We start from the raw sequence: 24398 nt of genomic DNA on the forward strand, positions 1-24398 counted from the left end.
CGATGTCTCTCTTTAAGGAAGCGTCGTGCCGTCGTGGCATCGCGTCACCCTGCCGGCTCCGCGTAGTTCGGATCGGTAGTGGCAGGCCACGGGGTGTTGGTCAGAGGGATGGATGCTGTCGATGCCAATCCCATTGCGGCCGTGCTCTTGTCCCGAACTATGCATGTAGCGCCCTTGTTCGAGATGGATGGCCACGTGGGTGCAGCGCTGTGCCGTGCCGAAAAACAACAAATCTCCAGGACGCAACAGTTGATCATTCCCCGCGCGAACCGCCACGGGGCTGCAAAATCGTTCTTGTTGGTATGCATCTCGAGGCAACCAGATGCTTTGGCTGGCAAAGGCGGTTTGCACGAGGCCTGAACAGTCGAGATCAGGCCCGATCGTGCCCCCCCATAAATAGGTGTTGGGGATCTTGGCAGCGTTCTTCAGCCAATGAAGCACCAACGGAAGTCGCCCTTGGATGCTTGCGGTATCGAGCAAGCGAGGGCTCCAATTGCTGCGCGCCACAGCCTGATTGTTGAGCTCATCGATGGCCATCCAACAGGGATATCCATCCTCAATCAATGCCGTTCTGACGCGGCGTGCGCTCGGATGGGGATCGGCGAGAACTCGAAATCCCCTGCCAGCGCAGGCTTGAGTTGCTAACCCGCTGCCATGGCTGCGCGCATACCCTTGAACATCCGTATTCAGTGTCCAACAGCTTCCCTTGTTCAGCTGTTCGGGAGTGAGCGCTGTGCCTAGGGTCGGCATTGACTGATGCCAGTGCTATGGCGTTCTACCGTGCCGAGCCGGCGATGCAGGAGTACCTCGTCGGCTTGATTGATCGATTCGCTGACCAAGACCGCCCTGGATTGCACGAGCAGATTGCCGTGAACTGGGTGCGCTACGACCAATTCAATTTGTCGCCGGGAAGCGGATTGGGTGCTGCCTGGGCTGACCAGAAACCGCTCTATCCAGCGAGTGTTGTGAAATTGGTCTACGCCGTTGCGGTTGAGGATTGGCTGCAAAAGGGCCTTCTTCTCGAAACGGCGGAATTACGACGTGCCGTCAACGACATGATCGCTTTGTCCAGCAACGATGCCACTGGATTAGTGGTGGACTGTCTTACAGGCACGTCCAGTGGACCAGACCTGCAAGGCGAAGCCTGGGTGAACTGGCAGCGTCAGCGTCAATTGGTAAATGAGTGGTTGTCGGACTTTGGCTGGGCTGAGTTTGAACGGGTGAACTGCTGCCAGAAAACCTGGGGAGATGGACCTTATGGGAGAGAACAAAGGTTTTATGGAGAGAACAACAGCAACCGCAATGCCTTGACAACAGCTGCGGTATCTCGGCTGTTAGAGGCGGTGATGACCGATGGTCTGCTTTCACCTCCGGCTTGCCACCGCCTGCGTTCAGCGCTGGCGCGTTCTTTGAGTCAGTGTGAGAGGAGCGCTGATCCTGAAAATCAGGTGGATGGTTTTCTTGGGGAAGGCCTGCCAGAGAACAGCAGGCTTTGGAGTAAAGCGGGATGGATGAGTCAGGCCAGGCATGATGCCGCTTGGTGGAGTGAACCTGAGGGCGCAACACAACTGTTGGTTGTGTTCAGCGTGGGTGCTGAACGTGCCAATGACAACCAGCTTTTGCCAGGGATTGCGAGGGAATTAGCTGCTTTTAGCCAGGATCGCTAAATGATTAATTGCCTGGATTTTTGATTCTTTCTGGGGCAAAGTCTGGAGCTTTTTGCGACGTTGAATTGATATGTGTATCTTTCGAGGTGGAAGTGTTTCGCGCGAATTCTTGTTTTTGATTGATTTCTTGCAAGCGCTTTATTGTGAATCCATCCCTTTGCTCAGGTGCTCGCTTGAGTAGATAGGTTTTAAGCGATTGATGCCTCTGTTGATTGGGAAATCAAGCCTTTGGAAATTGAGTGTAGGTTCGCGACACGGTAATGTATTGCTTGCGTCTGTTGCCATGGTTAATGGGAAGGCAAGCTTAAAGAATTTCTCTTTTTGCTCTCTGGGTGCTGGAGTTTTGTTGTGAAAGATTTTGGGGTAGAGGCTTCTCAAAGCTTGAAAATTTTAAGAGGCTATTGAAAGAATTTGGCCTTTCGTCTTGGCGTTCAATGCTGTCTCGTCAGATGGATATAAAGGCTCCATTTGATGACATCTTTTCGTTCTGATCAATTTAAGAGTCTGAATTGATCATTCGTTTTTGGCTTTGGAGTATGAAGCCGACCATCGCTGTGTGAAGTCTTCAGTGCCTAATTTCTCTTGCTTCAATGCTTGGATTGAAAGCGAAGTCAAGTAGAAGTAGTGACTTGTTTAAAACGGAGAGGGAGGGATTCGAACCCTCGACAGAAGTTGCCTCCTGTAACTCCTTAGCAGGGAGCCGCTTTCAACCACTCAGCCACCTCTCCAGCAGCAAAGCCATCGTACCAAGAGGTCTGCCAAATGCTCAGATCACTAGGCGAGGTAAGCGATGTTTGAAGCTGCAGAGCACTTCCCAGGGGATTGAATCCGCAAGCTGCGCCCAGGTTCTAGGGCTGATGGTTTCTTCGCCATCACGGCCCAGCAGGGTGACAACATCACCGCTTTCCAGCCCCCTGTGTTCCGTAGCATCGAGGATCAGCTGATCCATGGTGATGGCTCCTACTTGCGGAAGCGTTTGCCCAGCGTGTAGGGCATGAATGCGTCCCGAAAGACAGCGGCTCACTCCATCGGCATAGCCGATGCTGACAACGGCCAGGCGACTGGGTCGCTGGGTCACAAAGCGGTGGCCGTAGCTGACTCCAACCCCTGCAGGGACTTCGCGGATCAGGCTCACTTTGGCCTTAACGCTCATCGCAGGCTCAAGGTTGAGAATGCCATCGAGATGTTCGCTGGGGCAGTGTCCATAAAGAGCTAGCCCCACTCGCACTAGGTCGTGATGAAGGCCCGTATCCCTCAGGGTTCCTGCTGAGTTTGCGAGATGCCGTTTAAGTGTTGGGCTGCGTAGCTCGCGTGTGATGCTCTCGAAGCGGTCTTCTTGGAGCTTGGTCACTTGGGCTGCGGGTCCGTCTCGTTCTCCGTCCGCTAAGGCCAAATGGCTATAGATGCCAGAGAGGCTGAGTTGATCCAGCTGCTGGATGGCATGGGCCAGACGTTTGCCATCCTTCCAGTCACAGCCAAGGCGGGTCATCCCTGTGTCTACCTTGAGTTGAACGGGGAAACGTCGCCCACTACTGTCGGCAAGGTTTTGACAGAGCAAGGCCTCACGCATGCTGCTGAGGGTGGGCATCAGCCGCCATTGCAGGCAGGCTCTGAGGTCATCGGGTTGGGAGAGATGGCCCAACACAAGCACCGGCTGATCGAGCCCTGCATTCCTAAGGTCAATCCCCTCCTGGAGTGTTGCGACACCAAAGCTCGTGGCTCCACCACGAACAGAGGCTTTGGCCACAGTTTCTGCTCCATGGCCATAACCGTCGGCCTTGACGACAGCCATCAGATCACAGTGAGGACCAAGGTGGCGTTTGAGGGAGCGGGCATTCGCTTCGATCGCTGAATCCGACACCTCCAGCCACGCGCGCTGGCGAGGGTTGGCCTCCACTGGATTGAGAATCCAGGGGGCGTTTCGGTCGTCGGCGATCTGATCTCGCATGCGAGCAGGGTAGTGAAGATCACAGTGATGTTCCTGTGATTCTCGATAGCATGGCCGTTATTGAGGGGGCTTGCATGGGCCAAGTTCTCGTTCTCAACGCCTCCTACGAGCCACTGAACATCACCACTTGGCGGAGAGCCATGGTGATGTTGATGAAAGGGAAGGCGGAGGGACTGGAGCATGACCAAAGCAAGTTGATCCGTCAAGGAACGCATCTTCCGACCGTGATCCGTCTTGTTCAGTTCGTAAGGGTGCCTTTTCGGCAGCTTCCCCTAACGCGTCGCAACGTGTTTCAGAGGGATAACCATTGCTGTCAGTACTGCGGCTCGCGCACTGAACAGCTTTCCATCGATCACGTTATGCCCCGCAGTCGGGGTGGAGGTGATAGTTGGGACAACATCACGACTGCTTGCTTGAGCTGCAATGTACGTAAGGGAAGCCGTACGCCTGAGGAGGCTGGGATGCCATTAAATCGTGTGCCACGGCGTCCGCACAGCAGTCTCAGTTTTGAGGCTGTACGCCAGATCGATTCTGGTCGCTATCTGGAATGGGCCAAGTATGTGATCGGCGCTTAGTCGATCTCTGTCAATCAGCCTGTTCGCTGAGATCGGCGAGTTTGCCTCGTTGTTCTTCAGCGATGCAGGCATCGATGACATCATCCATTTGCCCCTCCAGAACCGGATCAAGGCTGAAGTTGCGGCCGAGACGGTGATCGGTCATCCGGTTGTCTTTGGCGTTGTAGGTGCGGATTTTTTCGCTTCGATCTCCTGTACCCACTTGGGAGCGTCGAGCCGATCTTTCGCTTGCATTCGCCTCAGCAAGTTGGCGTTCATAGAGCTTGGCGCGCAGAATCTCAAGGGCGCGTTCGCGGTTTTGCATTTGCGAGCGCTCTTGGGTGCAAAACACCCTGATCCCGGTTGGTTTGTGCATGAGGTCAACCGCCGTCTCGACTTTGTTGACGTTTTGGCCACCAGCACCGCCCGACCTGGCGGTGCTGATGTCCAGGTCGCGGGGGTCGATCTGCACTTCAACCGGATCAGCCTCTGGCATCACGGCCACCGTGGCGGTTGAAGTGTGAACGCGCCCTTGGGATTCTGTTGAGGGCACTCGTTGCACCCGATGGACCCCAGCTTCAAACTTCAGCTCGCTGAAAACGGCATCCCCTTTGACCGAAAGAATCAATTCTTTGTAGCCACCTAAGTCAGCTTCATTCGCGCTGACTGGTGTGACGCTCCATCCCCGTCGACTGCTGAAGCGTTCATACATTCGCGCTAAGTCTCCAGCCCAAAGACAGGCTTCATCGCCACCAGCACCAGCCCGGATTTCCAGCATCACGCTGCGTTCGTCTCTGGGATCCTTGGGCAATAAAGCCAAGGTGATCCTTTGTATGAGATCGGCATGGTGGCGATCGAGTTCCTGAAGCTCCTGTTGGGCTAACTCTTCCATGGCAGCATCGCCACGGCTCTCTTTGAGCAGACTTTTGGCTTGAACTTGCTCCGCTTCCACCTTTTGAAGGCTGGTGTAATCGAGAACTAGAGGTTCCAGGCGTGAACGCTCACGCGCAATCGTTTCAAGCCGCTGTGGATCAGCGGCTACATCGGGATCTGCTAGCTGTCTCTCTAAATTGTGGAAGCTGCTGCTTGCCGCTTCCAGGCGACTGATCAGAGTTGTTGTGTCCATCCCATCAGGGAGCAGTAATCAAAAAACCTCCAAGCGCAGATAAAATTCTGCGAGAGGAGGTTGAGCTCCCGGGTCCCGGGCGCTTATGGGAGCTACAAGCAATCAGGACTCTTTGGAAGTCTCGTCTGTTGCCGACTTCTTCTCAGAGGTTGCGTTGTCAACACTTCCCATGCCGTACTTACGCATGAAGCGATCCACTCGCCCTTCGGTGTCGAGGATCTTTTGTGTGCCTGTGAAGAAGGGATGGTTCCCACTCCATACATCGACATTGATTTCAGGCTGCGTGGAACCGGTCGTCATCACAACTTCTCCGTTGCAAATGACCTTCGCGTCCGGATACCAGGTTGGGTGAATGTCGGGTTTAGGCATGGCAAAGAAAGGAGTGGAAGAGGGTCTGAAAATCAGCGCTTGGAGAACTGAGGCGCTTTACGTGCCTTCTTGAGTCCGTACTTGCGACGTTCTTTCGCACGGGGATCTCGGCTGAGATGACCTTCGGTTTTGAGTGGCTTGCGGTTATCGACAGAGAGTTCGCAGAGCGCGCGAGCTGCCCCTTGCTTGATCGCGTCAGCCTGACCGGTTAAGCCTCCTCCGCGCACATTGACGAGGACGTCGTATTCAGTGCTGAGCCCCAAGGTCTGAAGAGGTGCTTTGACCGCAGCCAAGTAGGCGGGGTTGTAATTCAGATAGTTGTCGCCTGGGCGTCCATTAATGGTGATCGTTCCATTACCAGGAACCAAGCGCACGCGAGCGACAGAAGTCTTACGGCGACCTGTGCCCCAGTAAACGACGGTGTTGTTTGAGCTACTCATTGTGCGGAAGCGGCAGGGTCGAGCTGGAGGGTCTTGGGTTGCTGGGCGGCATGTGGATGCTCGGTACCCTTATAAACCTTGAGTTTGCGGAATAACTGACGGCCCAGGGCGTTGTGAGGAAGCATCCCTTTGATGGCTTTCTCGACGATGCGTTCTGGAAGACGCTCCTGCAGGTGCTCGAAGGTTTCAACCTTCATGCCGCCTGGACGGCCTGAGTGGCGGCGATACAGCTTCTGCTGTGGCTTTTTGCCTGAAACACGGATTTTATCCGCGTTCACCACAATCACAAAATCGCCAGTATCGAGATGAGGAGTGAAGCTGGCTTTGTTTTTTCCACGCAGCACAGAAGCTACTTCGGTCGCTAGGCGACCGAGGGTTTGATTCTCAGCGTCTACCAGGTACCACTGGCGATCGATCGAATCAATGGAGGGAACGGAGGTCTTGTTCATCGCGCCGGCATGCCGGTTCTCGTATACCCCGTCGCGAGCGGCGGAGCTGGGCAGGGAGCATCAGATCACCATGGCGATCTGATCAAAGCTCAAAGATCGAGTTTACCTTGTCACTGGTCATGGTTTTTGAATCCAAGACCGGGCCAGCGGGATCCCTCAGGCAATGGGCTTATTGGTTTTGCGGCCAAGGCGGAGGATCCGGAGGAGGATCACGCGTCGCCAAAGCAAACCGCGGTTGGCAATCGTACCAGCCACCTTTGCTGAAGAGATCCTCCGGGTATCCCGCTCTCAGCAGGCAGAGGCCATGGGGTGGGGCGGCTTCTCGCACTTCATCGCGCCGACGTTCTTGCCAACGCTGTTCAAATTGTTGCGGGGTGAGGCGGTGTTCGCCGACGGCAATGAGCTGCCCCATTAAGAGCCGAACCATTCCATACAAAAAGCCGCTCGCTTGAATCTCCACGCTCAAGAGATCGCCGTCACGTTCGATATTTACGTCTTGGATGGTTGTTCTTGAGTGAGATCGGCGACTGCCTGCGCGTTGAAAGGCAGCGAAATCATGCTCTCCCATCAACCCTGCGAGAGCTTGCGCCATCGCTTGTTCATCGAGTCGCTTGTGGTACCGATGCCAACTCCAGGGAGCCAGAAATAAATTGGGACGGCGTCCGTTGTAAATCGTGTATCGGTATCGCCGATAGCTTGCTGAATAGCAGGCATGCCAGCTCAGGGGACGTTCGATCGCTTCTCTCACGCGAATGCACGCAGGAAGGCGCCCGTTGAGCGCTGGTGCCCATCGACTCGCTGGTATCGGACCGCTGCAGTCAAAGTGCACGACTTGCCCTGACGCATGCACTCCAGAATCTGTTCTCCCAGCAGCGATTGCCTTAATAGGTCGGTGTGGATCGAGGGCCGCAATGGCCTTTTCCAGCACTGCTTGCACGCTCTGACCACGCCCCTGGGTCTGGCGCTGCCAACCACAAAAAAAAGATCCCTCGTACTGCAAGCAGATCGCAATTCTCTGAAGAATTTGGCGTTCAGCCTCAGACGAGGGATCTTGAACCACAGGCAGCAAGGATGGAACTGTGCCGATTGGATGAATCAGACCAGTTCGATGATGGCCATCTCAGCATTGTCACCACGACGGGGAACCGTACGAGTGATACGGGTGTATCCGCCGTTGCGATCTCCATAGCGCGTTGGGGCCTTGTCAAAGAGGGCGTGGACCAACTGCTTGTCGTAGACGTAGCCAAGCACTCGACGTCTGGAGGCGAGACTCCCGTTCTTGGCCAACGTGATCATCCGTTCGGCTTCATCACGCAGAGCTTTGGCTCGCGCTTTTGTTGTTGTCACCCTGCCTTCGCGGATGAGTTGTGTTGTGAGTCCGCGAAGCAACGCCTTGCGTTGGTCAGCCGGGCGGCCCAGCAAGGGAACTCGACATTGGTGGCGCATGGTTCTAAGAGAAGACTGAAGGACGTAAGGATCAGACGCTGGTGCGACTTTGGGGGATCGAAATGCCGATGCGCTCGAGAGCTTCGATCACTTCATCAGCTGACTTCGAGCCAAAGTTTTTGATCTCGAGAAGATCTTCGTAACTGAAACCCATCAGGTCAGAGACTGAATTCACCTGTGCGCGCTTAAGACAGTTGTAAGCCCGGACAGAAAGATTAAGCTCTTCGAGTGGGATTTGAGCTTCAGCGGAAGGCTCAGGTTCTATGCCTGGTTCTTCTACCATGGTGACGGTAGCTAAGGGCTGGAATAGCTCAATGAGCTGATTAGCAGCCTGTGCAATCGCATCATCCGGGGTCATTGACCCATCGGTCACAACTTCCATGCGGAGTCGTTCGCGGGCCGATCCTCCCTCCGCAACTGCTGTTTCATCCGTCGTGAAATTCACTCGGTGAACAGGCATAAACACAGCATCGATCTGCAGCAGATCAATTGCACTCGTGTCTTCGTTGTGGCGATCAACAGGGCGGTAACCAACGCCCCGTTCAACATGGACTTCAAGCTCGAGGCTGTGTCCCTCGCTCACAGTGGCAATCGGACGCTCACCATCCACCACTTGGACCTGTGATGAGAATTGGAGATCCTTGGCTTTGACTACTGCAGGCCCAGAGACGATCAGACGACCGATTTCCAGCTCGTCTGTACGACTGGTAACAGTGAGCTGCTTGCAGTTGAGAAGAATGTCAAGCACGTCTTCGCGCACACCTGGAATGGTGGCGTACTCGTGATTCACTCCAGCAATGCGGACAGCAGTGACAGCTGTTCCCGCGAGGTTGCCCATGAGCATCCTTCGGAGGGAATTCCCGAGAGTGGTTGCTTGACCACGCTCCAGGGGGCCGATGAGAAAGACACCGGTCTGGGAGCGATCATCTGTGATCTGATGCTCGATACGATCGATCTGGTATTGCAACACGGGCTGAAGCGGAGAGAGTGAAGTGGGCCTGGACTGATTCGCTGAGATCTTCAGACACGACGCCGCTTAGAGCGGCGGCACCCGTTGTGGGGTAAGGGAGTGACGTCGCGGATCAAGGTGATCTCTAAGCCAGCAACTTGAAGAGCGCGAATGGCTGTTTCCCGTCCTGAGCCTGGACCACGAACAAGAACTTCAATTTGACGCATGCCTTGCTCGAGAGCTCGGCGAGCGGCAGCTTCTGCAGCGGTTTGAGCAGCAAAAGGAGTGCCCTTGCGAGCACCTTTAAACCCACTGGCTCCAGCTGATGACCAGGAGATGACTTCTCCGGTGGTGTCGGTAATGGACACGATCGTGTTATTGAACGTGCTTTGGATGTGAGCAACTCCGTTGGGGACGTTGCGTTTGGCCTTCTTGGGGCCTGATTTCTTTGCTGGCTTGGCCATGGGCTAGGGCCTGAGGGGGGTAGGGCTGTAATGAATGAAGAGTGAGACCGATGGAATCGGGCAGGCTTATTTCTTCTTGCCGGCCACAGTCTTCCTGGCGCCACGGCGGGTGCGGGCGTTGGTGCGGGTTCGTTGACCGCGAACAGGAAGGCTCATCCGATGACGACGGCCACGCAGGCAGCCAATGTCTTGCAGGCGCTTAAGGGCCATGCCCTCTTGGCGCCGCAGATCTCCCTCGATCGTGAAGGACTCAGTGGCGTTGCGCAATTTCTGCACATCGTTGTCCTCGAGATCCTTCACACGGATGTCAGGGTTGACTCCGGCTTTGGTGAGGATGGTCTTGGCCCGAGTTGAGCCGATTCCGTAGATGTAAGTAAGTGCGACTTCGATCCGCTTGTCGCGGGGAATGTCAACACCAGCAATCCTTGCCACTGAGCAAATAATCGAGGGGGGACAGTTGCCGCCTTGCTAGGCGGCGAATGATGCGGTCAGAGTGTGGAGCCAGGAATCATCCCTGGCGCTGCTTGTGCTTGGGGTTTGGGCAAATCACCATTACCCGGCCGTGGCGACGAATCACCCGGCACTTTTCACACATTTTCTTGACCGAGGCGCGCACCTTCATGGGGTGTGGCTCTCCAAAATTCCAAACAACGAATTTACCACAGCGAGCTAAGCAAGAACACCTTCAATCCGCTCGGTGATGGCTTCGATGCTGCCATGGGCTTCCACCGATTGCAGCAGACCGCGCTGACGGTAATGCTCAATCAAGGGCTCTGTTTTATCTGCATAGACCACGAGCCGATTGCGGATTACTGCTTCGTTGTCGTCGTCACGCCCTCTGGAGAGCAAACGTTCGATGAGGACGGCGTCATCCAGCTCAAGAAGCACCACGGCTTCGATGGGTTGGTTGAGCTCCTGCAGCAGCGGATCGAGAGCCTCAGCCTGGGCAACATTGCGGGGGAATCCATCCAATAGCCATCCCTGGCCATTCAGTGCTCCTAGCTGCGCTTTCACGATGGCCAGCACGAGTGAGTCGCTTACCAGCTCTCCACGATTCATCACGCTTTCTGCTTCTTGGCCAAGGGCGCTTCCAGCAGAGACTTCGGCGCGTAAGAGGTCGCCTGTGGAGAGGTGACGTAAGCCATGACGATCACATAAAAGTGCTGCTTGGGTCCCTTTGCCAGCACCGGGTGGGCCTAAAAAAAGCAGTCGTTGTTTCATGGAAATTGGGTTGACTGGATGTAGTGCCTTATTGGCGAACAAGTCCTTCGTAGCGCTGGGAGATCACGTAGGTCTGAACTTGCTTGGCGGTGTCGATCGCGACACCAACCAGGATCAGAAGTGATGTGGCTCCTAGCCCTTGGAAGGTTGTCACTCCTGTGGCTCTCTCAACGGCTGAGGGGATAATGGCCACAGCTCCAAGGAAAAGTCCGCCAAGAAGGGTCAATCTATTTTTGACTCCCTCTAGATAGGCGGCTGTTGCACTACCAGGTCTCACTCCTGGTATGGCCACTCCGCCTCGTTTGAGGTTGGTGGCCATGTCACTCGGGTTGAGGGAAAGCGACGAATAGAAATAGGAGAACCCCAAAATGAGGGAGAAAAATAAGATTGCGTAAGGCCATGGATTGGCTGCACTCGGATTCAAGGCACTCGCTGCTCGAATCAGGATTGGGTTATTGGTGACATTCGCGATTGTGATCGGCAAAAAGATCAGGGCTGACGCAAAAATAATCGGCATCACTCCACCAGCATTGAGCTTTAGGGGGAGATAGCTCTGACGACTTGGTAGGAGCGCTGTCCCTCCGACCTGGCGCTTGGCGCTGACGATCGGTAGGCGTCTCGCACCCTCTTGGACAAAGATGATTCCAACAATGGTGATCAGGAAAACCAAGACCAAAATAATGATGCCAACGACATCTCCACGGTCTCCTGTCTGAGCCTTCTCAATCGTTGAACCCAGAGCCTTTGGAAGCGTGGCCACGATATTCAAAAAGATCACAAGGGATGCCCCCTGTCCGATGCCTCGCTCTGTGATGACTTCGCTGAGCCACATCACAATCATCGAGCCTGTCACCAAGGCCAGCGCGGTTTGGAAGACAAAGACAACGTCGCTTAATCCTTCAACGGCATATTGGCGAAGAATCATCGCAAAAATGACGCTCTGAATCGTTCCCCATCCGAGCGCTACATAGCGCGTGATTTGGGCGATTTTTCGACGACCTGCCTCCCCTTCGTTTTTCTGTAAGTCCTCGAGCTGGGGGAGCGATGCTGTGAGCAGTTGAATGATGATCGAGGCGTTAATGAAAGGCAGGATGCCTAGGGCAAAAACGCCAAGAGTGGAGATTCCGCCCCCGGTAAAAATGTCAAGGAAACCGATGAGTGTTCCGCCTTGCTCAATAAATTGCTCAAAAGCGACGCGATCGATCCCAGGCATTGGGATATAAATCCCAAGCCGGACGAGCATCAGCAGCCCCAACGTTGTGAGAACCCTGCCGCGCAGCTCAGGGTTCTGCACCAACTGGGTAATCACTTCAGTGGCGCTGGGGTTACGTCCCCGACTGACAAGCATGGAGAAGGAAGAAAAGAATGGGGCTGATGCAGCAAAGCCGTCCCTGGACGGGAATCCAGTGGGACGGCTCAGACCTTAGATCTGCGCGGAGCAGATCATATGGGTGAGATCAGTCGAGAACCTCACAGGTCCCACCGGCGGCTTCGATTTTGGCGCGAGCAGAGGCAGTAAAGGCAGCAGCCTGAACGGTGAGCTTTGCTTTCAGTTCACCGTTGCCAAGAATCTTGAGGGGACTCTTAGGGCTGGTGACAATGCCATCTTTGACAAGAGAGTCGAGATTGACGGTGCTGCCGGCCTTGATCTCGTTCAGTGCACTCACGTTGAGAACGGTGAATGACTTCGGATTCACCAGGGTGAAGTGCTTGAGCTTTGGCACCCGGCGATAAAGCGGCATCTGACCGCCTTCAAATCCAGGACGGGTGGGACGGCCTGATCGAGACTTTTGTCCGCGCATGCCGAAGCCGCAGCTAGCACCCTGACCGGCTGCGATGCCACGTCCCTTACGCAATTTGCGCCGACGAGCACCTTTGTTGGGTTTAAGAGATTCGAGTCTGAGAGTCATGGGGGAAATCAGGAGTAGATCTGCTCGAGGGAGATCCCCCGTTCCTTGGCTGTCTCCTTGTGAGTGCGGAGCAGTTGTAGGGCCACCATGGCAGCCCGAGCGTTATTCAGAGGAGTTTTGCTTCCCAGGCGCTTCGCCAAGACATTTTTAATGCCTGCGAGCTCTAGCACCGTACGAATGGATCCACCGGCGATAACACCGGTACCAGGAGCGGCTGGGCGGATGAGAACACTGGCTGCGCCATCACGACCATTCGACAGAGTCGGGATTGAGTTGTGGCGGGTTAAAGGAACTTTCACCAGGTGCTTTTTGCCATCAGCGACGCCCTTGCGTACGGCACCGATGACATCGCCGGCCTTGCCGACACCAACGCCAACCTGACCGCGCTCATTGCCGACAACAACGATGGCGCGGAAGCTCATCTTTTTGCCGCCTTTGACGGTTTTGGAGACCCTACGGATCTGCACAACGCGCTCTTGCCATTCGGAATCCCGTTCTTGGCCGCGGCGACGGTCGCCGCGACCGCCGCGACGGTCACCGCGGCCGCCGCCGCGGCGCTGCTCCTGTTGTTGGCCTTGACCTTCAGCTGCTGCCGGAACGTCAGAAGCCGATGGCACGTCGTTGGAGGTGGTCTGGTTGTTGGGTTCGGTCGTCATAGTGAGAGCAGGATCAGAACTGAAGGCCCGCTTCCCGGGCGGCATCGGCAAGAGCTTTCACCCGGCCGTGGTACAGGTTGCCGCCTCGATCGAAGACAACTTGTTGAATGCCTTTGGCAATGGCACGTTTGGCCACTAAATCGCCAACGGCAACAGACGCATCACAGCTGCTGCAATTAGTTTTGAGGCTGGAGCGCAGGTCTTTGTCGAGGGTGGAAGCAGAACACAGAGTGCTCTGAGCTTCGTCGTCGATCAACTGAGCGTAGATGTGACTGTTGGAGCGGAACACGGCCAGTCTTGGACGATTGGCCGTGCCACTGAGATGGCGACGCAGACGCCTGTGGCGTTTCTGAGTCTGCTGTTTGCGGGAGAGGGTCGACATGGTGGGTAAAGCTGAAGGGTGTCTGGCAGGGAATTACTTCTTGCCCGACTTGCCTGCCTTACGCAGGATGCGCTCGCCCGCATATTTAATTCCCTTGCCTTTGTAGGGCTCGGGAGGACGGATTGCGCGGATCTTGGCGGCTTCATTGCCAACCAATTCCTTGTCGGTGCCTGAGACGGTGACGTTGGTGTTGTTCTCAACCGTGAAAGTGATGCCTTCAGGAGGCACCACTTCCACTGGATGGCTGTAGCCAGCACTTACCACGAGGGTTTTGCCTTTGACCTGGGCTCGGGAGCCCACGCCAACGATCTCCAGCTTTTTGGAATAGCCCTGACTCACTCCGATCACCATGTTGGCGACGAGAGTTCTGCACAGGCCGTGACGTTCACGGGAACTGCGTTTTGTGCTGGTGGGTGCGACCACGATGGAGTTATCCACCTGGTTGACACTCACACCACTAGGAAGGGTGCGTTTGAGCTCACCCTTGGGTCCCTTCACAGTGACGGCAAGACCGCTGAGTGTGACATTCACCTTGTCGGGAATGGGGATTGGGTTTTTACCAATACGTGACATGGTTCAGGTTCCGGGTCAATAGACGTAGCAGAGCACTTCGCCGCCCACGCCTTGTTTGCGGGCGTCGCGGTCGCTCATCACACCCTTAGAGGTGGAGATGATGGCTACCCCTAGTCCACCGAGGACCTTGGGCAGGCCGCGCGTGTTTTTGTATATGCGGAGGCCAGGCTTGCTGACCCTTTGCATGGAGCGAATGGTGGGTTGGCGGTGTTTGCCGCTGTACTTGAGTCCCAGCACCAATTCGGTGCGGACACCCTCGCCTTGCTCGCTGATTTCAGCGATAAATCCCTCTTGTTGCAGCACTTTGGCAATGCTGCGGGACATGCGAGAGGCTGGAACTTTTGTGGACTCGTGACGTTTTTCACTCGCATTGCGGATGCGAGTGAGCATGTCGGAAATTGGGTCGTGATTAGCCATAGTGGTTTCCGAGGGGGGCTCAGTTGCTGCGGAATGGCATTCCCATCTCGCGGAGGAGGGCCCGGCCCTCTTCATCCGTGCGGGCAGACGTCACAATTGTGATGTCCATGCCTCTGATGGCGTCGATCTTGTCGAAGGAGATCTCTGGGAAGATGATTTGCTCTCTAACTCCCACGGTGTAATTCCCACGGCCATCGAAACTTTTCGGGCTAACGCCTCGAAAATCGCGAATGCGGGGCAGCGCCAAGTTGATGAAGCGTTCTAAAAACGCATACATGCGATCACCCCGGAGGGTGACGGCACATCCAATCGGCATTCCCTGGCGGATTTTGAAAGCTGCAATAGCTTTCTTGGCTCTGGTGATAACAACTTTTTGGCCAGTGATTTGGGCCAATTCGTTCACCGAAGCCTCGAGAGACTTTGCATTGGTGGCTGCTTCGCCGAGTCCGCGATTAACGGTGACTTTCAGCACCTTGGGAACTTCATGAATGTTGGAGAGACTCAAATCTTTCAGCAATTTTGGCTGAATGGTCTCCCGATAGCGCTGTTTTAGTGACATGGCTGGGGGAAAGGACTTCTGGGCTTTGTCAGAAGAGCAATTGAGGTGATCAGTCGATCACTTCGCCTGTTTTCTTAAGGCGGCGCTTTTTGCTGCCGTCTTTTTCGGTAATCAGTTCAATGCGACTGGCAACCTTTTTGGCTGTGGAATAAAACATCACGTTGGAAGCATGCAGTGATGCTTCTTCAGTGACTATTCGTCCAGTTTCACCTTCCTGTGTGGGCTTGACGTGACGGGTTCTCATGTTGAGTCCCTCCACGATTACCCGGTTTTCGTTAGGCAAGGTGCGCAGGACTTCTCCTGTTTTGCCTTTGTCTTTGCCTGCAATCACCTGAACGGTGTCACCTTTACGAAGACGCATCTTGATGCGCTCAGCTGGGGCTGCTTTGGATGTTGCGGTAGCCATTTCAGATCACCTCCGGAGCGAGGGACACGATTTTGGTGAAACTGCGTTCACGCAATTCACGGGCAACCGGTCCAAAGACGCGAGTGCCTTTGGGATTTTTATCGTCGTTGATGATCACGGCTGCGTTGTCATCAAAACGAATGGAGTTACCCGTATCTCGACGCATTGTGGCTTTGGTTCGAACCACAACGGCCTTGACGATGTCCGACTTTTTGACACCCATGTTTGGCATCGCATCTTTGACGGTGGCAACGATCACGTCACCAACGTGCGCATAGCGGCGATTGGTGCCGAGAACACGAATGCACTGGATGCGTTTGGCGCCACTGTTGTCAGCAACAGTGAGGAATGTTTCCTGCTGAATCATTTAGTCACCTCCTCAGCTTTGGGGCTTTGACTGAGGACTTCAGCAATCGCCCAGCGCTTGTGGCGACTCAGTGGACGCGTCTCGGTAATCCGGACACGGTCACCAACGCGGCAAGCGTTGTCTTCGTCGTGGGCTTTGTAGCGGGTGGTACGGCTGACCGTCTTTTGATAGATGGGGTGGGGGAAGCGGTTCTCCACCGCCACAACCACCGTTTTGTCCATCTTGTCGCTGACGACGGTGCCGACCCTTTCTTTGAGTGCCATGGAAGGTTCTCCTTAAGGATCAGGAAGCAGCGGAGCGCTTGCGCTCCGATTGCACCGTCAGCAACTGAGCCAGTTTGAGACGGCTCTCCTTGAAGCGGTGCGTGTTGCCCAGCTGGCGGGTGGCCTGCTGGAATCGGAGTTCGAACAATTCGCGGCGGAGGCCGTCGATTTGTTCGGTGACATCTGCGTCAGACAATTGGCGCAGATCTGAAGCGGTAGGACGTGCCATGGTCAGGACTCCACGGTTGAAGAGGCAGCAGCCTTAGTGCCGGCTGGCTGTTCCTGTTCATCGAGGCAGATGAACTTTGTTTTTAGCGGGAGCTTGTATTGCGCAAGGCGCATTGCTTCCTTCGCAATCTCAGGGGTGATTTCTTCACCGCCCATCTCGAACAGAATCCTGCCGGGCTTGATCACCGCAACCCAGAATTCTGGGTTGCCCTTACCAGAACCCATTCGGGTTTCAGCAGGACGCATGGTGACGGGCTTGTCAGGAAAGATTCGAATCCAGATTTTTCCGCCACGTTTGACGTAGCGGGTCATGGCACGTCGGCTGGCTTCGATTTGACGCGAAGTAATCCAGCCGCATTCTTGGGCTTGCAACGCAAACTGACCAAAGGCAATGGTGTTGCCTCTGGTAGCGACGCCGCGCATGCGACCTCGCTGTTGTTTGCGGAATTTGACTCTTTTGGGACTCAGCATGATTTAGGCCTCCGGTTCAACCCTCGTTTGAGCGGTCTTCGAACTGTTGGGGCCTACGACCGGCCCGACGGCGGGGATTCGCTCCCACCGGGATCTGCTGCTGGGAGTCGTCGCTCAAAACTTCTCCCTTGAAGACCCAAACCTTGATGCCCAGAACGCCATAGGTCGTGCTGGCCACTTTTGTGGCGTAATCAATTTCGGCGCGAAGGGTGTGCAAGGGCACACGTCCTTCACGAGTCCATTCAGTACGGGCGATTTCAGCACCATTAAGGCGTCCGCTGACTTGGATTTTCAGGCCAAGTACGCCAGCGCGTTGAGCGCGCTGTACGGCCATGCGGATGGTGCGGCGGAATGCCACGCGTTTCTCGAGTTGCTGAGCGATGTACTCAGCGAGAAGGAATGCGTCAGCATCCACACGCTCCACTTCAACCACGTTGATCCGGACCTGACGGCTGGAATCACCAACGGTTTTTTGGATGCCGCTGCGAAGATCTTCAATCCCGCTGCCTTGACGACCAACCAGCACGCCGGGGCGAGCTGTTTTGAGCTCAACCTCAAGTTGATCAGCTTTGCGGGCGATCAGCACATCGCTGATGCCGGCCGAGCCGTACTTCTTGTGGATGAACTTGCGAATTCGATCGTCCTCTTGCAGGAGGGCGGGATAACTTTTGCTGGATGCGTACCAGCGTGACCGGTGCTCCTGGGTGATCCCCAGGCGTAAGCCGGTTGGATGGATTTTGTGTCCCATTCAGACGGTGTGCTCGGGGGGTCAGGAGTCGGTCTGAGCTGCCACAGCAATGCTGATGTGGCAGGTCTGTTTTTTGATCGCGTAGGCGCGACCTTGAGCGCGGGGCCGATACCGCTTCATGGATGGACCCATGTCAGCGGTGGCCTGGGAAATGATCAGGCTCGCTGGGTCAAGTCCAAGATTGTGCTCGGCATTGGCGACGGCGGAACGAAGCACTTTCGTGATCGGACCGGTCGAGCGGTAGGGCATGAACTCGAGCATGATCAGCGCGTCGCGGTAGGTGCGGCCACGGATTTGATCGAGTACGCGACGCACCTTGGAAACGGAGCCGCGAATGAAGCGGCCGTGCGCTTGGGCAGTGGTTGCCGTTGGGGATGACGTTGTCATGGTCTCAGCGGCCTCCTTTCTTGTCTTTGATGTGGCCCTTAAAGGTGCGTGTGGGTGCGAATTCACCCAATTTGTGCCCCACCATTTGCTCAGTCACGAAGACTGGTACGTGGGTTCTGCCGTTGTGAACGGCAATGGTATGGCCGATCATCATCGGCAAAATTGTGGAGGCCCTGGACCACGTCTTGATGACTGACTTGTCGTCAGCCGCGTTTTGCTTTTCAACCTTGCGAAGAAGGCTGTCAGCAATAAATGGGCCTTTTTTGAGAGAACGTCCCATGGCGGATTAAGCGAACTGCAAAGCGGTGAGTGACATCAGGAATCGCGTCCGCCACGGCTCCGCTTGGACGTCTTGCGACGTTTCCGGAGGACGAACTTGTTGCTGGGCTTATTCCGCTTGCGGGTTTTGAGGCCCAGAGCGGGTTTGCCCCAAGGGGTGACAGGTCCCGAGCGCCCAATAGGAGCACGGCCTTCACCACCACCATGAGGGTGATCGCAAGGGTTCATCACGCTGCCTCGGACCTGAGGACGACGCCCCAGCCAACGGCGGCGACCAGCTTTGCCCAAGCTGGTGTTGCGAATTTCAGCGTTGCCTACTTCGCCAAGAGTGGCGAAGCACTCACGCCTCACGAGGCGCACCTCAGTGGAGGGGAGCTTGAGGGCGACGTAATCGCCCTCTTTGGCCATGACCTGAGCACTTGCTCCTGCGGTTCGAACCATCTGACCACCGCGTCCGGCATAAAGCTCAACGCAATGAACGCTTGAACCGAGTGGGATGGCTGAGAGCGGCATGGCATTGCCGATCTCGATCGGCACCTCAGTGCCTGAAACGACTGTTTGGCCGATGCTGATCCCAGCCGGAGCCAGGATGTATCGCTTTTCGCCATCGGCGTAAAAAAGCAGGGCCAACCGCGCATTGCGGTGAGGGTCGTAGTGGATGGCAGCCACTTTGGCGGTGACTCCATGCTTGTTGCGACGGAAGTCGACCAAGCGGTATTGGCGCTTATGACCACCTCCGCGATGACGGCAGGTGATCACACCTCGATTGTTGCGTCCTTTGCGGCGGTGTTTCGACACCACCAAGGAGCGCTCCGGCTTGCGGCCGGTGACTTCACTGAAGTCTGTGACTACCCGGGTTCTGGTACCGGGGGTGTAGGGGCGGAAAGTACGAATTGCCATGACGATTCAGCCCCCTCAGGACTCAGGGAAGAGTTGGATGGAGTTGCCCTCGGCCAGGCGCACCACTGCTTTCTTCACTTGAGCGCGCTTACCGGCAAATCGGCCGATACGACGACTCCTGCGAGGAGGATTCATGGTGCTAATTCCCGTAACCTTGACATCGAAGAGCTGTTCGACTGCAGCCTTGATGTCGGGCTTGGCGGCTCGATGGTCCACCTCAAACGTGTACTGGTTTTGTTCCAGAGCACGGGTGGCCTTCTCAGTGATCAGCGGGCGGCGGATCACATCGGCCAGACGTCCGGTGAAGCGCTCAGTCATCGCCGTAGACCTCCTGAATCTTTGCGAGTGCGTCCTCGCCCACAACCAGCTTGTTGGCGTGGAGCAGATCGAAGACATTGAGTTGGTCGGCTGCGATCAACTTCACGGTTTCCAAGTTCCGAATGGAGCGTCGCACCGCTTCGGAGGGATTGGTGAGGATGATCAAAACCTTGCTCGTGGCGGAAACGTCAAGTCTCCCCAGAGCATCGATGATCTCTTTGGTCTTCGGAGTCGTCAGCGTGGTTGCGAAATCCTTCACCACCACCAAATCCTCAATACGCGCCATCAGCGCAGTACGAAGGGCTGAACGACGTTCCTTGCGGTTCATCGCAAGGTTGTAGGACCGGGGCTTAGGTCCAAAAATGATGCCGCCACCTGGACGCAGTGGAGTGCGGACGGAACCCTGACGTGCGCGGCCCGTACCTTTCTGTTTATAAGGCTTGCGTCCACCACCTCTCACCTCAGACCGAGTGAGGGTGCTTGCGGTGCCTTGACGGCTGTGAGCCTGCTGACGCAGCACTGCGCGATGCATCAGATCAAGGGCACTGGCTTCTTTCGCAACCTTTAAGTCAAGGCTTGCTTTGCCAGCTTCTTTCCCTTGCCAATCACGAACGATGCAATTAGCCATCACTTACCTCCTTTGGCGGGCTTGGCGCCCACCCGGTTTGCGGGACGGATGTTCAGCAGTGAACCTGGTTTGCCAGGAACAGAACCTTTCACCACGAGAAGGTTGCGTTCGCTGTCAATTTTAAGGATCGTCAAACCACGGGTTGTGATTTTTTTGCCGCCGTAGCGACCGGACATCCGTTTGCCGGGATAAATCCTCCCTGGCGTTGTGCCGGCACCGATCGAACCGGGTTGGCGATGATTTTTGGAGCCGTGCGTCATTGGACCACGACTGAAACCATGGCGCTTTTGCAGACCAGCAAAGCCACGACCCATGGTGTCGCCACTGACGTCGACTTTCTGACCAGCCGCGAAGTCACCGACGGTGACGGCACCACCTAACTGAATCCCATCGAGGTCATCGACGCGATATTCACAGAGGTGACGCACTAGGTCCTCGCCAGATTTGGCGAGATGACCTTTCGCGGGTTTGTTAATCAGCTTTTCGCGAATCTCGCCAAAACCGATCTGTACGGCTTGATAGCCGTCAGTTTCTGAGCTTTTGAGCTGGGTGATGCGGCAAGGGCCTGCCTCGATCAATGTGACCGGGACGGCTTTGCCTTGCTCGTCGAAGAATTGGGACATGCCCAATTTCTTCCCAAGAATGCCGATAGACATGGAGGTAAGAACGCCAGCGTGAACAACCGCTTATTCACTAAGGAATGAAGAGGCCTGAGAGGGCGCTGATCGTATTAACGCAGTCATGACCGTCATCGTCTCGCTAGTGGCGAAGAAGAAGACGGGTTGGAGCTAGCGAGCGAATCAGCTGGCTGAGACTTTCCGTGCAAAGGATTGCTCGGTGAGTTTCTCGGCAGTAACACCAACGAATTGATGAGACCGCGCTGGCCTAGGAATCCGGCGCATACGCCGAACCTGCTCTGTGATCTGGAGGCCCGGCTAGCGGACGGGCACAGCTCAACAGTGCAAACAAAGACACTACAGCATTGCGATCAAGGGTCTAATCAACGACGTTTAACTGCCAGAATCCTGTTATTCGATCCAATTTCATGCCGCTGCTGCTGTCTGGTCGTGGTTTCCGCCGTGAGCTGGAGTCGGCAGGTTGTATGGCAGTTTTTGCGCCCCTCGAGGGTGGTGCTGAAACGCGTTTGCTACGCCGATTGCGCGGCGCTGGCTACCGCACACAGCTCTCTTCTGCACGCGGTTTGGGCGATCCAGAGGTGTTTTTGTTTCAAAAACATGGGATCCGTCCGCCCCATCTTGGACATCAAAGCGTTGGTCGTGGTGCCGCGGTGGGCGAGGTCCAAGAGGTTATGCCACTTCTCGGTGAGTCGATGTTGGGGACAAAGCCTGTTGTTCTTTGGCTTCTTGAAGGTCAGGTGTTATCCCGCTCCGAGTTGTCCGCACTATGTGATCTTTGCCGCCGAGAGCCCCGTTTAAAAGTGGTTGTGGAAATGGGTGGTGCTCGAAGTCTTCGATGGCAACCCTTGAAGGAGCTTTTGAGCAACTGAATCTCACTGTGAAGGCTGCTCTTCAGAGAGCGGATGCCGGTGAGCTGGCTCTGGGGAATGGATCCTGGGTCAAGTTGATTTGTGGCGCCAGTAACCAAGACTCGGCCACCATCGGCGATCTCTGTGCGCTCTTTGCTGTCGCAGGAGTTCATTGCGTGGATGTGGCAGCTGATATTGCAGTTGTGCGTGCTGCTCGCGAAGGACTCGATTGGGCCTGGGAGCACACGAGGCGGCGCCCCTGGTTGATGGTGAGTGTGAGTGATGGAAATGATGCCCATTTCCGTAAGGCGGTTTTCGATCCAGGCCTTTGCCCCCCCGATTGTTCACGGCCTTGCGAGCGGGTCTGTCCAGCCGATGCCATCCGTGCCGCTGTGGGCGTTGATGAACAGCTTTGCTACGGGTGCGGTCGCTGTTGGCCTGCCTGCCCGTCCCAACTCATCCAATCCATGGATCGTCGGGTGGGCCTGAATGATTTGGCTTCCCTGCTTCACAACTTACGTCCCGATGCTTTGGAAATACACACGGCCCCCGGGCGCTTGAATGCTTTTCAGGCCACTCTTGAACAAGTTCGTCTTGCGAATGTTCCCCTGCGAAGGCTGTCAGTGAGTTGTGGCCTTGAAGGCCATCACGTCACGGTGGAGTCGCTTTCCAAGGAACTGTGGCAGCGCCATCAGGCCTTGCGTGCGTTTCAACAACGCCCGCTTTGGCAGCTTGATGGTCGTCCTATGAGCGGAGATCTTGGGGTTGGCACCGCCCATGCAGCCGTTGGGTTGTGGCAGCGGCTCCATCCTTTGGCACCGCCCGGTCCATTGCAGTTGGCGGGTGGAACCAACACAGCAACGCTTGGTTTGCTCCCACGTGAGGGCAGGGCGATTGGACCTGCTGGTGTTGCTTTTGGTGGTGTGGCCAGGACGCTCGTTCAGCCCTTTTTTCAAGCGGCGCAAGACCGGGGATGCCGTTTGCGCGACTGGCCGGATGGCTGGGCTCAGTCTCTTCGAGCTGCTCGCGCGTTGATTGCGCCTTGGTTGCGGCGTAGCTGATCGGACACCGACCCAGTGTTCCTCTTGCTATGAATGTTTTCGGTCCGACTGCCGGCCGAGTGAGCCATGACGACCGAGCGCATTACCGACGATTTAAACCGACTCGTCTCTTTGCTTCCTGCAGAGCTCCAATCCTCGTTGGCCTCAACGGAGTCAAGAGATCAACTTCTCGAGGTTGTGCTCGACCTTGGACGTGTTCCTGAAGCCCGTTATTCCGGTTGGTCCACTGCTCTAGGAAGCACCAGCGTTACCCATGCTGATCTGCAGGCGATGGTGGAACGTCTGGGCCAGTTTGGTTCTGACAACAGGGCTGGCATTGAGCGAACCCTGCATCGCATCAGTGCCATTCGTAATCGCCGAGGTGAGGTCGTGGGCCTTACCTGCCGAGTTGGGCGTGCTGTTTTTGGGACGGTGGCCATGGTGCGCGATCTTCTCGATAGTGGTGAGTCGTTACTGCTTATGGGCCGTCCCGGTGTCGGTAAAACCACGGCCTTGCGCGAGATCGCTCGCGTTCTTGCCGATGACCTGGGAAAGCGTGTCGTTGTGATTGATACCAGCAATGAAATTGCGGGGGATGGTGATATCCCCCATCCCGCCATTGGTCGAGCGCGGCGCATGCAGGTTGCTAGGCCAGAGCTTCAGCATCAAGTGATGATTGAGGCAGTGGAGAACCACATGCCTGAGGTGATCGTTATTGACGAAATCGGCACCGAGTTGGAAGCGCGTGCAGCCCGCACGATTGCTGAACGGGGGGTGACCTTGGTGGCGACAGCGCACGGAAATGCCCTGTCCAACCTCATTAAAAATCCAACCTTGTGCGACCTCATTGGTGGCATTGAATCCGTCACCCTTGGCGACGATGAGGCTCGCCGTCGTCGCAGCCAGAAAACGGTGCTCGAACGGGCGGCTGAACCCACTTTTTCAATGGCCGTGGAGATGCACAGCCGCAGTCGCTGGGCTGTGTATCGAGAGGTGGGACGGGCGGTTGATGCATTGCTACGCGGGCAGTTGCCCAGTCCTGAAGAGCGAAAGATGGCTTCAGATGGACGAGTTCTTCGGGTTGAACCCCAGTTGTCTACCTCGCCGCTAAGGCGCCCATCCTTGGCGCCGGTTCCGCTGCCAAGCCCCCTCGATCCCATCCCATTGCAACCGGTAGGAATGGGTGGTTCTACGCAATCAGAGCTCAAGCCGTCTCAGGCGCCGTCCAAGATGTTTCAGGTTCTTTGTTGTGGTCTGAGCGAGCAACGTCTGGATGAAGCGGTTCGACGTCATGACTGGTCTATTCAGGCGGTGGATGATCTGGTGCAGGCCGATGTGGTGTTGAGCGTTCGCCAAGGACTTGGTCGTCAACCTGAACTGCGTCGTCAAGCGAGAGAAGCTGGCGTCCCGATTTTGGTGATCAAATCCGACACTCTTCCGCAAGTGGAGAGGGCATTGGAGCGTTTGTTGATGCGCCGAGACTCTGGTTTGCCCCATCGAGACTCAGCGGACTCTGGTGATGGTGATGGTGATCAGTCCGACGCCTCAGCCGCTCTGGAGGAATGCCGTCTGGCCATCGAGCAAGTGGTGGTTCCGCAAGGCCGTCCCGTGGAACTTCTTCCCCGCACCGAAGAGGTGCGCCAAATGCAATCAGACCTCGTGACTCGCTACCGCCTTCGCAGCGATGTGTATGGCACGAGTGGTCAGCGGCGATTGAGAGTGTTTCCACCTTGAATCAGGGATTCGT

At 55.9% G+C, this 24398-nt stretch carries 37 protein-coding genes and 1 tRNA gene; 5 read left to right on the forward strand and 33 right to left on the reverse strand.

Annotated features, from left to right (window positions below; all coding sequences use genetic code 11):
- Nucleotides 1–12: 12 nt before the first annotated feature.
- Nucleotides 13–750, reverse strand: coding sequence for a C40 family peptidase (locus tag SYNC_RS01935; RefSeq protein WP_011618372.1), 738 nt, complete (start codon nt 748–750; stop codon nt 13–15).
- A gap of 17 nt (nt 751–767) precedes the next feature.
- On the opposite strand from SYNC_RS01935, the gene SYNC_RS01940 reads away from it, so the two are divergent.
- Nucleotides 768–1667, forward strand: a complete 900-nt coding sequence (locus tag SYNC_RS01940; protein WP_011618373.1) for a serine hydrolase — start codon at nt 768–770, stop codon at nt 1665–1667.
- 639 nt (nt 1668–2306) lie between these two features.
- Here SYNC_RS01940 and SYNC_RS01945 read toward each other — a convergent pair.
- Nucleotides 2307–2395: transfer RNA gene (locus SYNC_RS01945), tRNA-Ser, on the reverse strand.
- A 38-nt stretch (nt 2396–2433) separates the two neighbouring features.
- Nucleotides 2434–3615, reverse strand: a complete 1182-nt coding sequence (gene alr, locus SYNC_RS01950) for an alanine racemase (RefSeq protein ID WP_011618375.1) — start codon at nt 3613–3615, stop codon at nt 2434–2436.
- A gap of 74 nt (nt 3616–3689) precedes the next feature.
- Between alr and SYNC_RS01955 the strand changes: the two genes are divergently transcribed.
- Nucleotides 3690–4190 (forward strand): HNH endonuclease, encoded by a 501-nt coding sequence (locus SYNC_RS01955; protein WP_006854798.1) that lies wholly within the window; start codon nt 3690–3692, stop codon nt 4188–4190.
- Between the two features lie 10 nt (nt 4191–4200).
- Here SYNC_RS01955 and prfA read toward each other — a convergent pair whose 3' ends face one another.
- The 30 genes from prfA to rplC all read right to left on the reverse strand — a co-directional run bounded on the left by prfA (nt 4201) and on the right by rplC (nt 20781).
- Nucleotides 4201–5295: a peptide chain release factor 1 gene (gene prfA / locus SYNC_RS01960; protein ID WP_011618376.1), complete on the reverse strand. Its 1095-nt coding sequence runs from the start codon at nt 5293–5295 to the stop codon at nt 4201–4203.
- Nucleotides 5296–5397: 102 nt separating this feature from the next.
- A complete protein-coding gene (rpmE, locus tag SYNC_RS01965; protein WP_011618377.1) occupies nt 5398–5664 on the reverse strand; it encodes a 50S ribosomal protein L31 in 267 nt (88 codons plus the stop codon).
- A 32-nt stretch (nt 5665–5696) separates the two neighbouring features.
- A complete protein-coding gene (rpsI, locus tag SYNC_RS01970; RefSeq protein ID WP_011618378.1) occupies nt 5697–6104 on the reverse strand; it encodes a 30S ribosomal protein S9 in 408 nt (135 codons plus the stop codon).
- Nucleotides 6101–6553 (reverse strand): 50S ribosomal protein L13, encoded by a 453-nt coding sequence (gene rplM, locus SYNC_RS01975; protein ID WP_011618379.1) that lies wholly within the window; start codon nt 6551–6553, stop codon nt 6101–6103. Before rplM ends, rpsI begins: the two co-directional genes overlap by 4 nt.
- Before the next feature lie 169 nt (nt 6554–6722).
- Nucleotides 6723–7619, reverse strand: a complete 897-nt coding sequence (gene truA, locus SYNC_RS01980) for a tRNA pseudouridine(38-40) synthase TruA (protein ID WP_193328845.1) — start codon at nt 7617–7619, stop codon at nt 6723–6725.
- 29 nt (nt 7620–7648) lie between these two features.
- Entirely contained in the window at nt 7649–7999 is a 351-nt protein-coding gene (gene rplQ, locus SYNC_RS01985) for a 50S ribosomal protein L17 (protein WP_006854805.1), read from the reverse strand.
- Nucleotides 8000–8030: 31 nt separating this feature from the next.
- Nucleotides 8031–8969 (reverse strand): DNA-directed RNA polymerase subunit alpha, encoded by a 939-nt coding sequence (locus tag SYNC_RS01990; RefSeq protein WP_011618381.1) that lies wholly within the window; start codon nt 8967–8969, stop codon nt 8031–8033.
- Between the two features lie 50 nt (nt 8970–9019).
- Entirely contained in the window at nt 9020–9412 is a 393-nt protein-coding gene (gene rpsK, locus SYNC_RS01995; protein WP_006854807.1) for a 30S ribosomal protein S11, read from the reverse strand.
- Between the two features lie 66 nt (nt 9413–9478).
- Nucleotides 9479–9844, reverse strand: a complete 366-nt coding sequence (rpsM, locus tag SYNC_RS02000) for a 30S ribosomal protein S13 (RefSeq protein WP_006854808.1) — start codon at nt 9842–9844, stop codon at nt 9479–9481.
- A gap of 76 nt (nt 9845–9920) precedes the next feature.
- A complete protein-coding gene (rpmJ, locus tag SYNC_RS13675; protein ID WP_011618382.1) occupies nt 9921–10034 on the reverse strand; it encodes a 50S ribosomal protein L36 in 114 nt (37 codons plus the stop codon).
- A 47-nt stretch (nt 10035–10081) separates the two neighbouring features.
- Nucleotides 10082–10633 carry an adenylate kinase gene (locus SYNC_RS02010; protein WP_011618383.1) on the reverse strand — a complete coding sequence of 184 codons (552 nt, stop codon included), beginning with the start codon at nt 10631–10633 and terminating at the stop codon, nt 10082–10084.
- A 28-nt stretch (nt 10634–10661) separates the two neighbouring features.
- Nucleotides 10662–11981 (reverse strand): preprotein translocase subunit SecY, encoded by a 1320-nt coding sequence (gene secY / locus SYNC_RS02015; protein WP_011618384.1) that lies wholly within the window; start codon nt 11979–11981, stop codon nt 10662–10664.
- A gap of 109 nt (nt 11982–12090) precedes the next feature.
- Nucleotides 12091–12543 carry a 50S ribosomal protein L15 gene (gene rplO / locus SYNC_RS02020; RefSeq protein WP_011618385.1) on the reverse strand — a complete coding sequence of 151 codons (453 nt, stop codon included), beginning with the start codon at nt 12541–12543 and terminating at the stop codon, nt 12091–12093.
- 8 nt (nt 12544–12551) lie between these two features.
- On the reverse strand, nt 12552–13199 hold the full coding sequence (gene rpsE, locus SYNC_RS02025; protein WP_041426318.1) for a 30S ribosomal protein S5: 648 nt from the start codon (nt 13197–13199) through the stop codon (nt 12552–12554).
- Nucleotides 13200–13212: 13 nt separating this feature from the next.
- Nucleotides 13213–13581, reverse strand: coding sequence for a 50S ribosomal protein L18 (rplR, locus tag SYNC_RS02030; protein ID WP_011618387.1), 369 nt, complete (start codon nt 13579–13581; stop codon nt 13213–13215).
- Between the two features lie 33 nt (nt 13582–13614).
- Nucleotides 13615–14154, reverse strand: a complete 540-nt coding sequence (rplF, locus tag SYNC_RS02035) for a 50S ribosomal protein L6 (protein ID WP_011618388.1) — start codon at nt 14152–14154, stop codon at nt 13615–13617.
- A 15-nt stretch (nt 14155–14169) separates the two neighbouring features.
- Nucleotides 14170–14571, reverse strand: a complete 402-nt coding sequence (gene rpsH / locus SYNC_RS02040) for a 30S ribosomal protein S8 (protein ID WP_011618389.1) — start codon at nt 14569–14571, stop codon at nt 14170–14172.
- A 19-nt stretch (nt 14572–14590) separates the two neighbouring features.
- On the reverse strand, nt 14591–15130 hold the full coding sequence (gene rplE, locus SYNC_RS02045; RefSeq protein WP_006854816.1) for a 50S ribosomal protein L5: 540 nt from the start codon (nt 15128–15130) through the stop codon (nt 14591–14593).
- Between the two features lie 49 nt (nt 15131–15179).
- Nucleotides 15180–15536 (reverse strand): 50S ribosomal protein L24, encoded by a 357-nt coding sequence (gene rplX, locus SYNC_RS02050; RefSeq protein ID WP_041426319.1) that lies wholly within the window; start codon nt 15534–15536, stop codon nt 15180–15182.
- 1 nt (nt 15537) lies between these two features.
- Entirely contained in the window at nt 15538–15903 is a 366-nt protein-coding gene (gene rplN / locus SYNC_RS02055) for a 50S ribosomal protein L14 (protein WP_006854818.1), read from the reverse strand.
- Entirely contained in the window at nt 15900–16166 is a 267-nt protein-coding gene (gene rpsQ / locus SYNC_RS02060) for a 30S ribosomal protein S17 (RefSeq protein ID WP_011618391.1), read from the reverse strand. The genes rplN and rpsQ overlap by 4 nt, the downstream gene beginning before the upstream one ends.
- Nucleotides 16167–16185: 19 nt before the next feature.
- Complete coding sequence (gene rpmC / locus SYNC_RS02065) at nt 16186–16395, reverse strand: 50S ribosomal protein L29 (RefSeq protein ID WP_011618392.1); 210 nt, start codon at nt 16393–16395, stop codon at nt 16186–16188.
- 2 nt (nt 16396–16397) lie between these two features.
- Entirely contained in the window at nt 16398–16865 is a 468-nt protein-coding gene (gene rplP / locus SYNC_RS02070; protein WP_011618393.1) for a 50S ribosomal protein L16, read from the reverse strand.
- 16 nt (nt 16866–16881) lie between these two features.
- Nucleotides 16882–17613, reverse strand: a complete 732-nt coding sequence (gene rpsC / locus SYNC_RS02075) for a 30S ribosomal protein S3 (RefSeq protein WP_011618394.1) — start codon at nt 17611–17613, stop codon at nt 16882–16884.
- Between the two features lie 21 nt (nt 17614–17634).
- The gene (gene rplV, locus SYNC_RS02080; protein ID WP_011618395.1) at nt 17635–18000 is read right to left on the reverse strand and encodes a 50S ribosomal protein L22; all 366 of its coding nucleotides are present in this window, start codon (nt 17998–18000) and stop codon (nt 17635–17637) included.
- 4 nt (nt 18001–18004) lie between these two features.
- Entirely contained in the window at nt 18005–18280 is a 276-nt protein-coding gene (rpsS, locus tag SYNC_RS02085) for a 30S ribosomal protein S19 (RefSeq protein ID WP_006854824.1), read from the reverse strand.
- Between the two features lie 35 nt (nt 18281–18315).
- Nucleotides 18316–19179: a 50S ribosomal protein L2 gene (rplB, locus tag SYNC_RS02090; RefSeq protein WP_011618396.1), complete on the reverse strand. Its 864-nt coding sequence runs from the start codon at nt 19177–19179 to the stop codon at nt 18316–18318.
- A gap of 15 nt (nt 19180–19194) precedes the next feature.
- A complete protein-coding gene (locus SYNC_RS02095) occupies nt 19195–19497 on the reverse strand; it encodes a 50S ribosomal protein L23 (protein ID WP_011618397.1) in 303 nt (100 codons plus the stop codon).
- Complete coding sequence (rplD, locus tag SYNC_RS02100) at nt 19490–20125, reverse strand: 50S ribosomal protein L4 (RefSeq protein ID WP_011618398.1); 636 nt, start codon at nt 20123–20125, stop codon at nt 19490–19492. The genes SYNC_RS02095 and rplD overlap by 8 nt, the downstream gene beginning before the upstream one ends.
- Entirely contained in the window at nt 20125–20781 is a 657-nt protein-coding gene (rplC, locus tag SYNC_RS02105; protein WP_011618399.1) for a 50S ribosomal protein L3, read from the reverse strand. The genes rplD and rplC overlap by 1 nt, the downstream gene beginning before the upstream one ends.
- Nucleotides 20782–21170: 389 nt before the next feature.
- Between rplC and SYNC_RS02110 the strand changes: the two genes are divergently transcribed.
- The 3 genes from SYNC_RS02110 to SYNC_RS02120 all read left to right on the forward strand — a co-directional run bounded on the left by SYNC_RS02110 (nt 21171) and on the right by SYNC_RS02120 (nt 24385).
- Entirely contained in the window at nt 21171–21632 is a 462-nt protein-coding gene (locus SYNC_RS02110) for an NAD(P)H-quinone oxidoreductase subunit N (RefSeq protein WP_011618400.1), read from the forward strand.
- Nucleotides 21599–22672 (forward strand): LdpA C-terminal domain-containing domain, encoded by a 1074-nt coding sequence (locus tag SYNC_RS02115; RefSeq protein WP_011618401.1) that lies wholly within the window; start codon nt 21599–21601, stop codon nt 22670–22672. Before SYNC_RS02110 ends, SYNC_RS02115 begins: the two co-directional genes overlap by 34 nt.
- A gap of 66 nt (nt 22673–22738) precedes the next feature.
- Complete coding sequence (locus tag SYNC_RS02120; RefSeq protein WP_011618402.1) at nt 22739–24385, forward strand: AAA family ATPase; 1647 nt, start codon at nt 22739–22741, stop codon at nt 24383–24385.
- Nucleotides 24386–24398 lie beyond the last annotated feature (13 nt).

This window comes from Synechococcus sp. CC9311, from assembly GCF_000014585.1.
In the GTDB taxonomy this organism is placed as follows: Bacteria; Cyanobacteriota; Cyanobacteriia; order PCC-6307; family Cyanobiaceae; genus Synechococcus_C.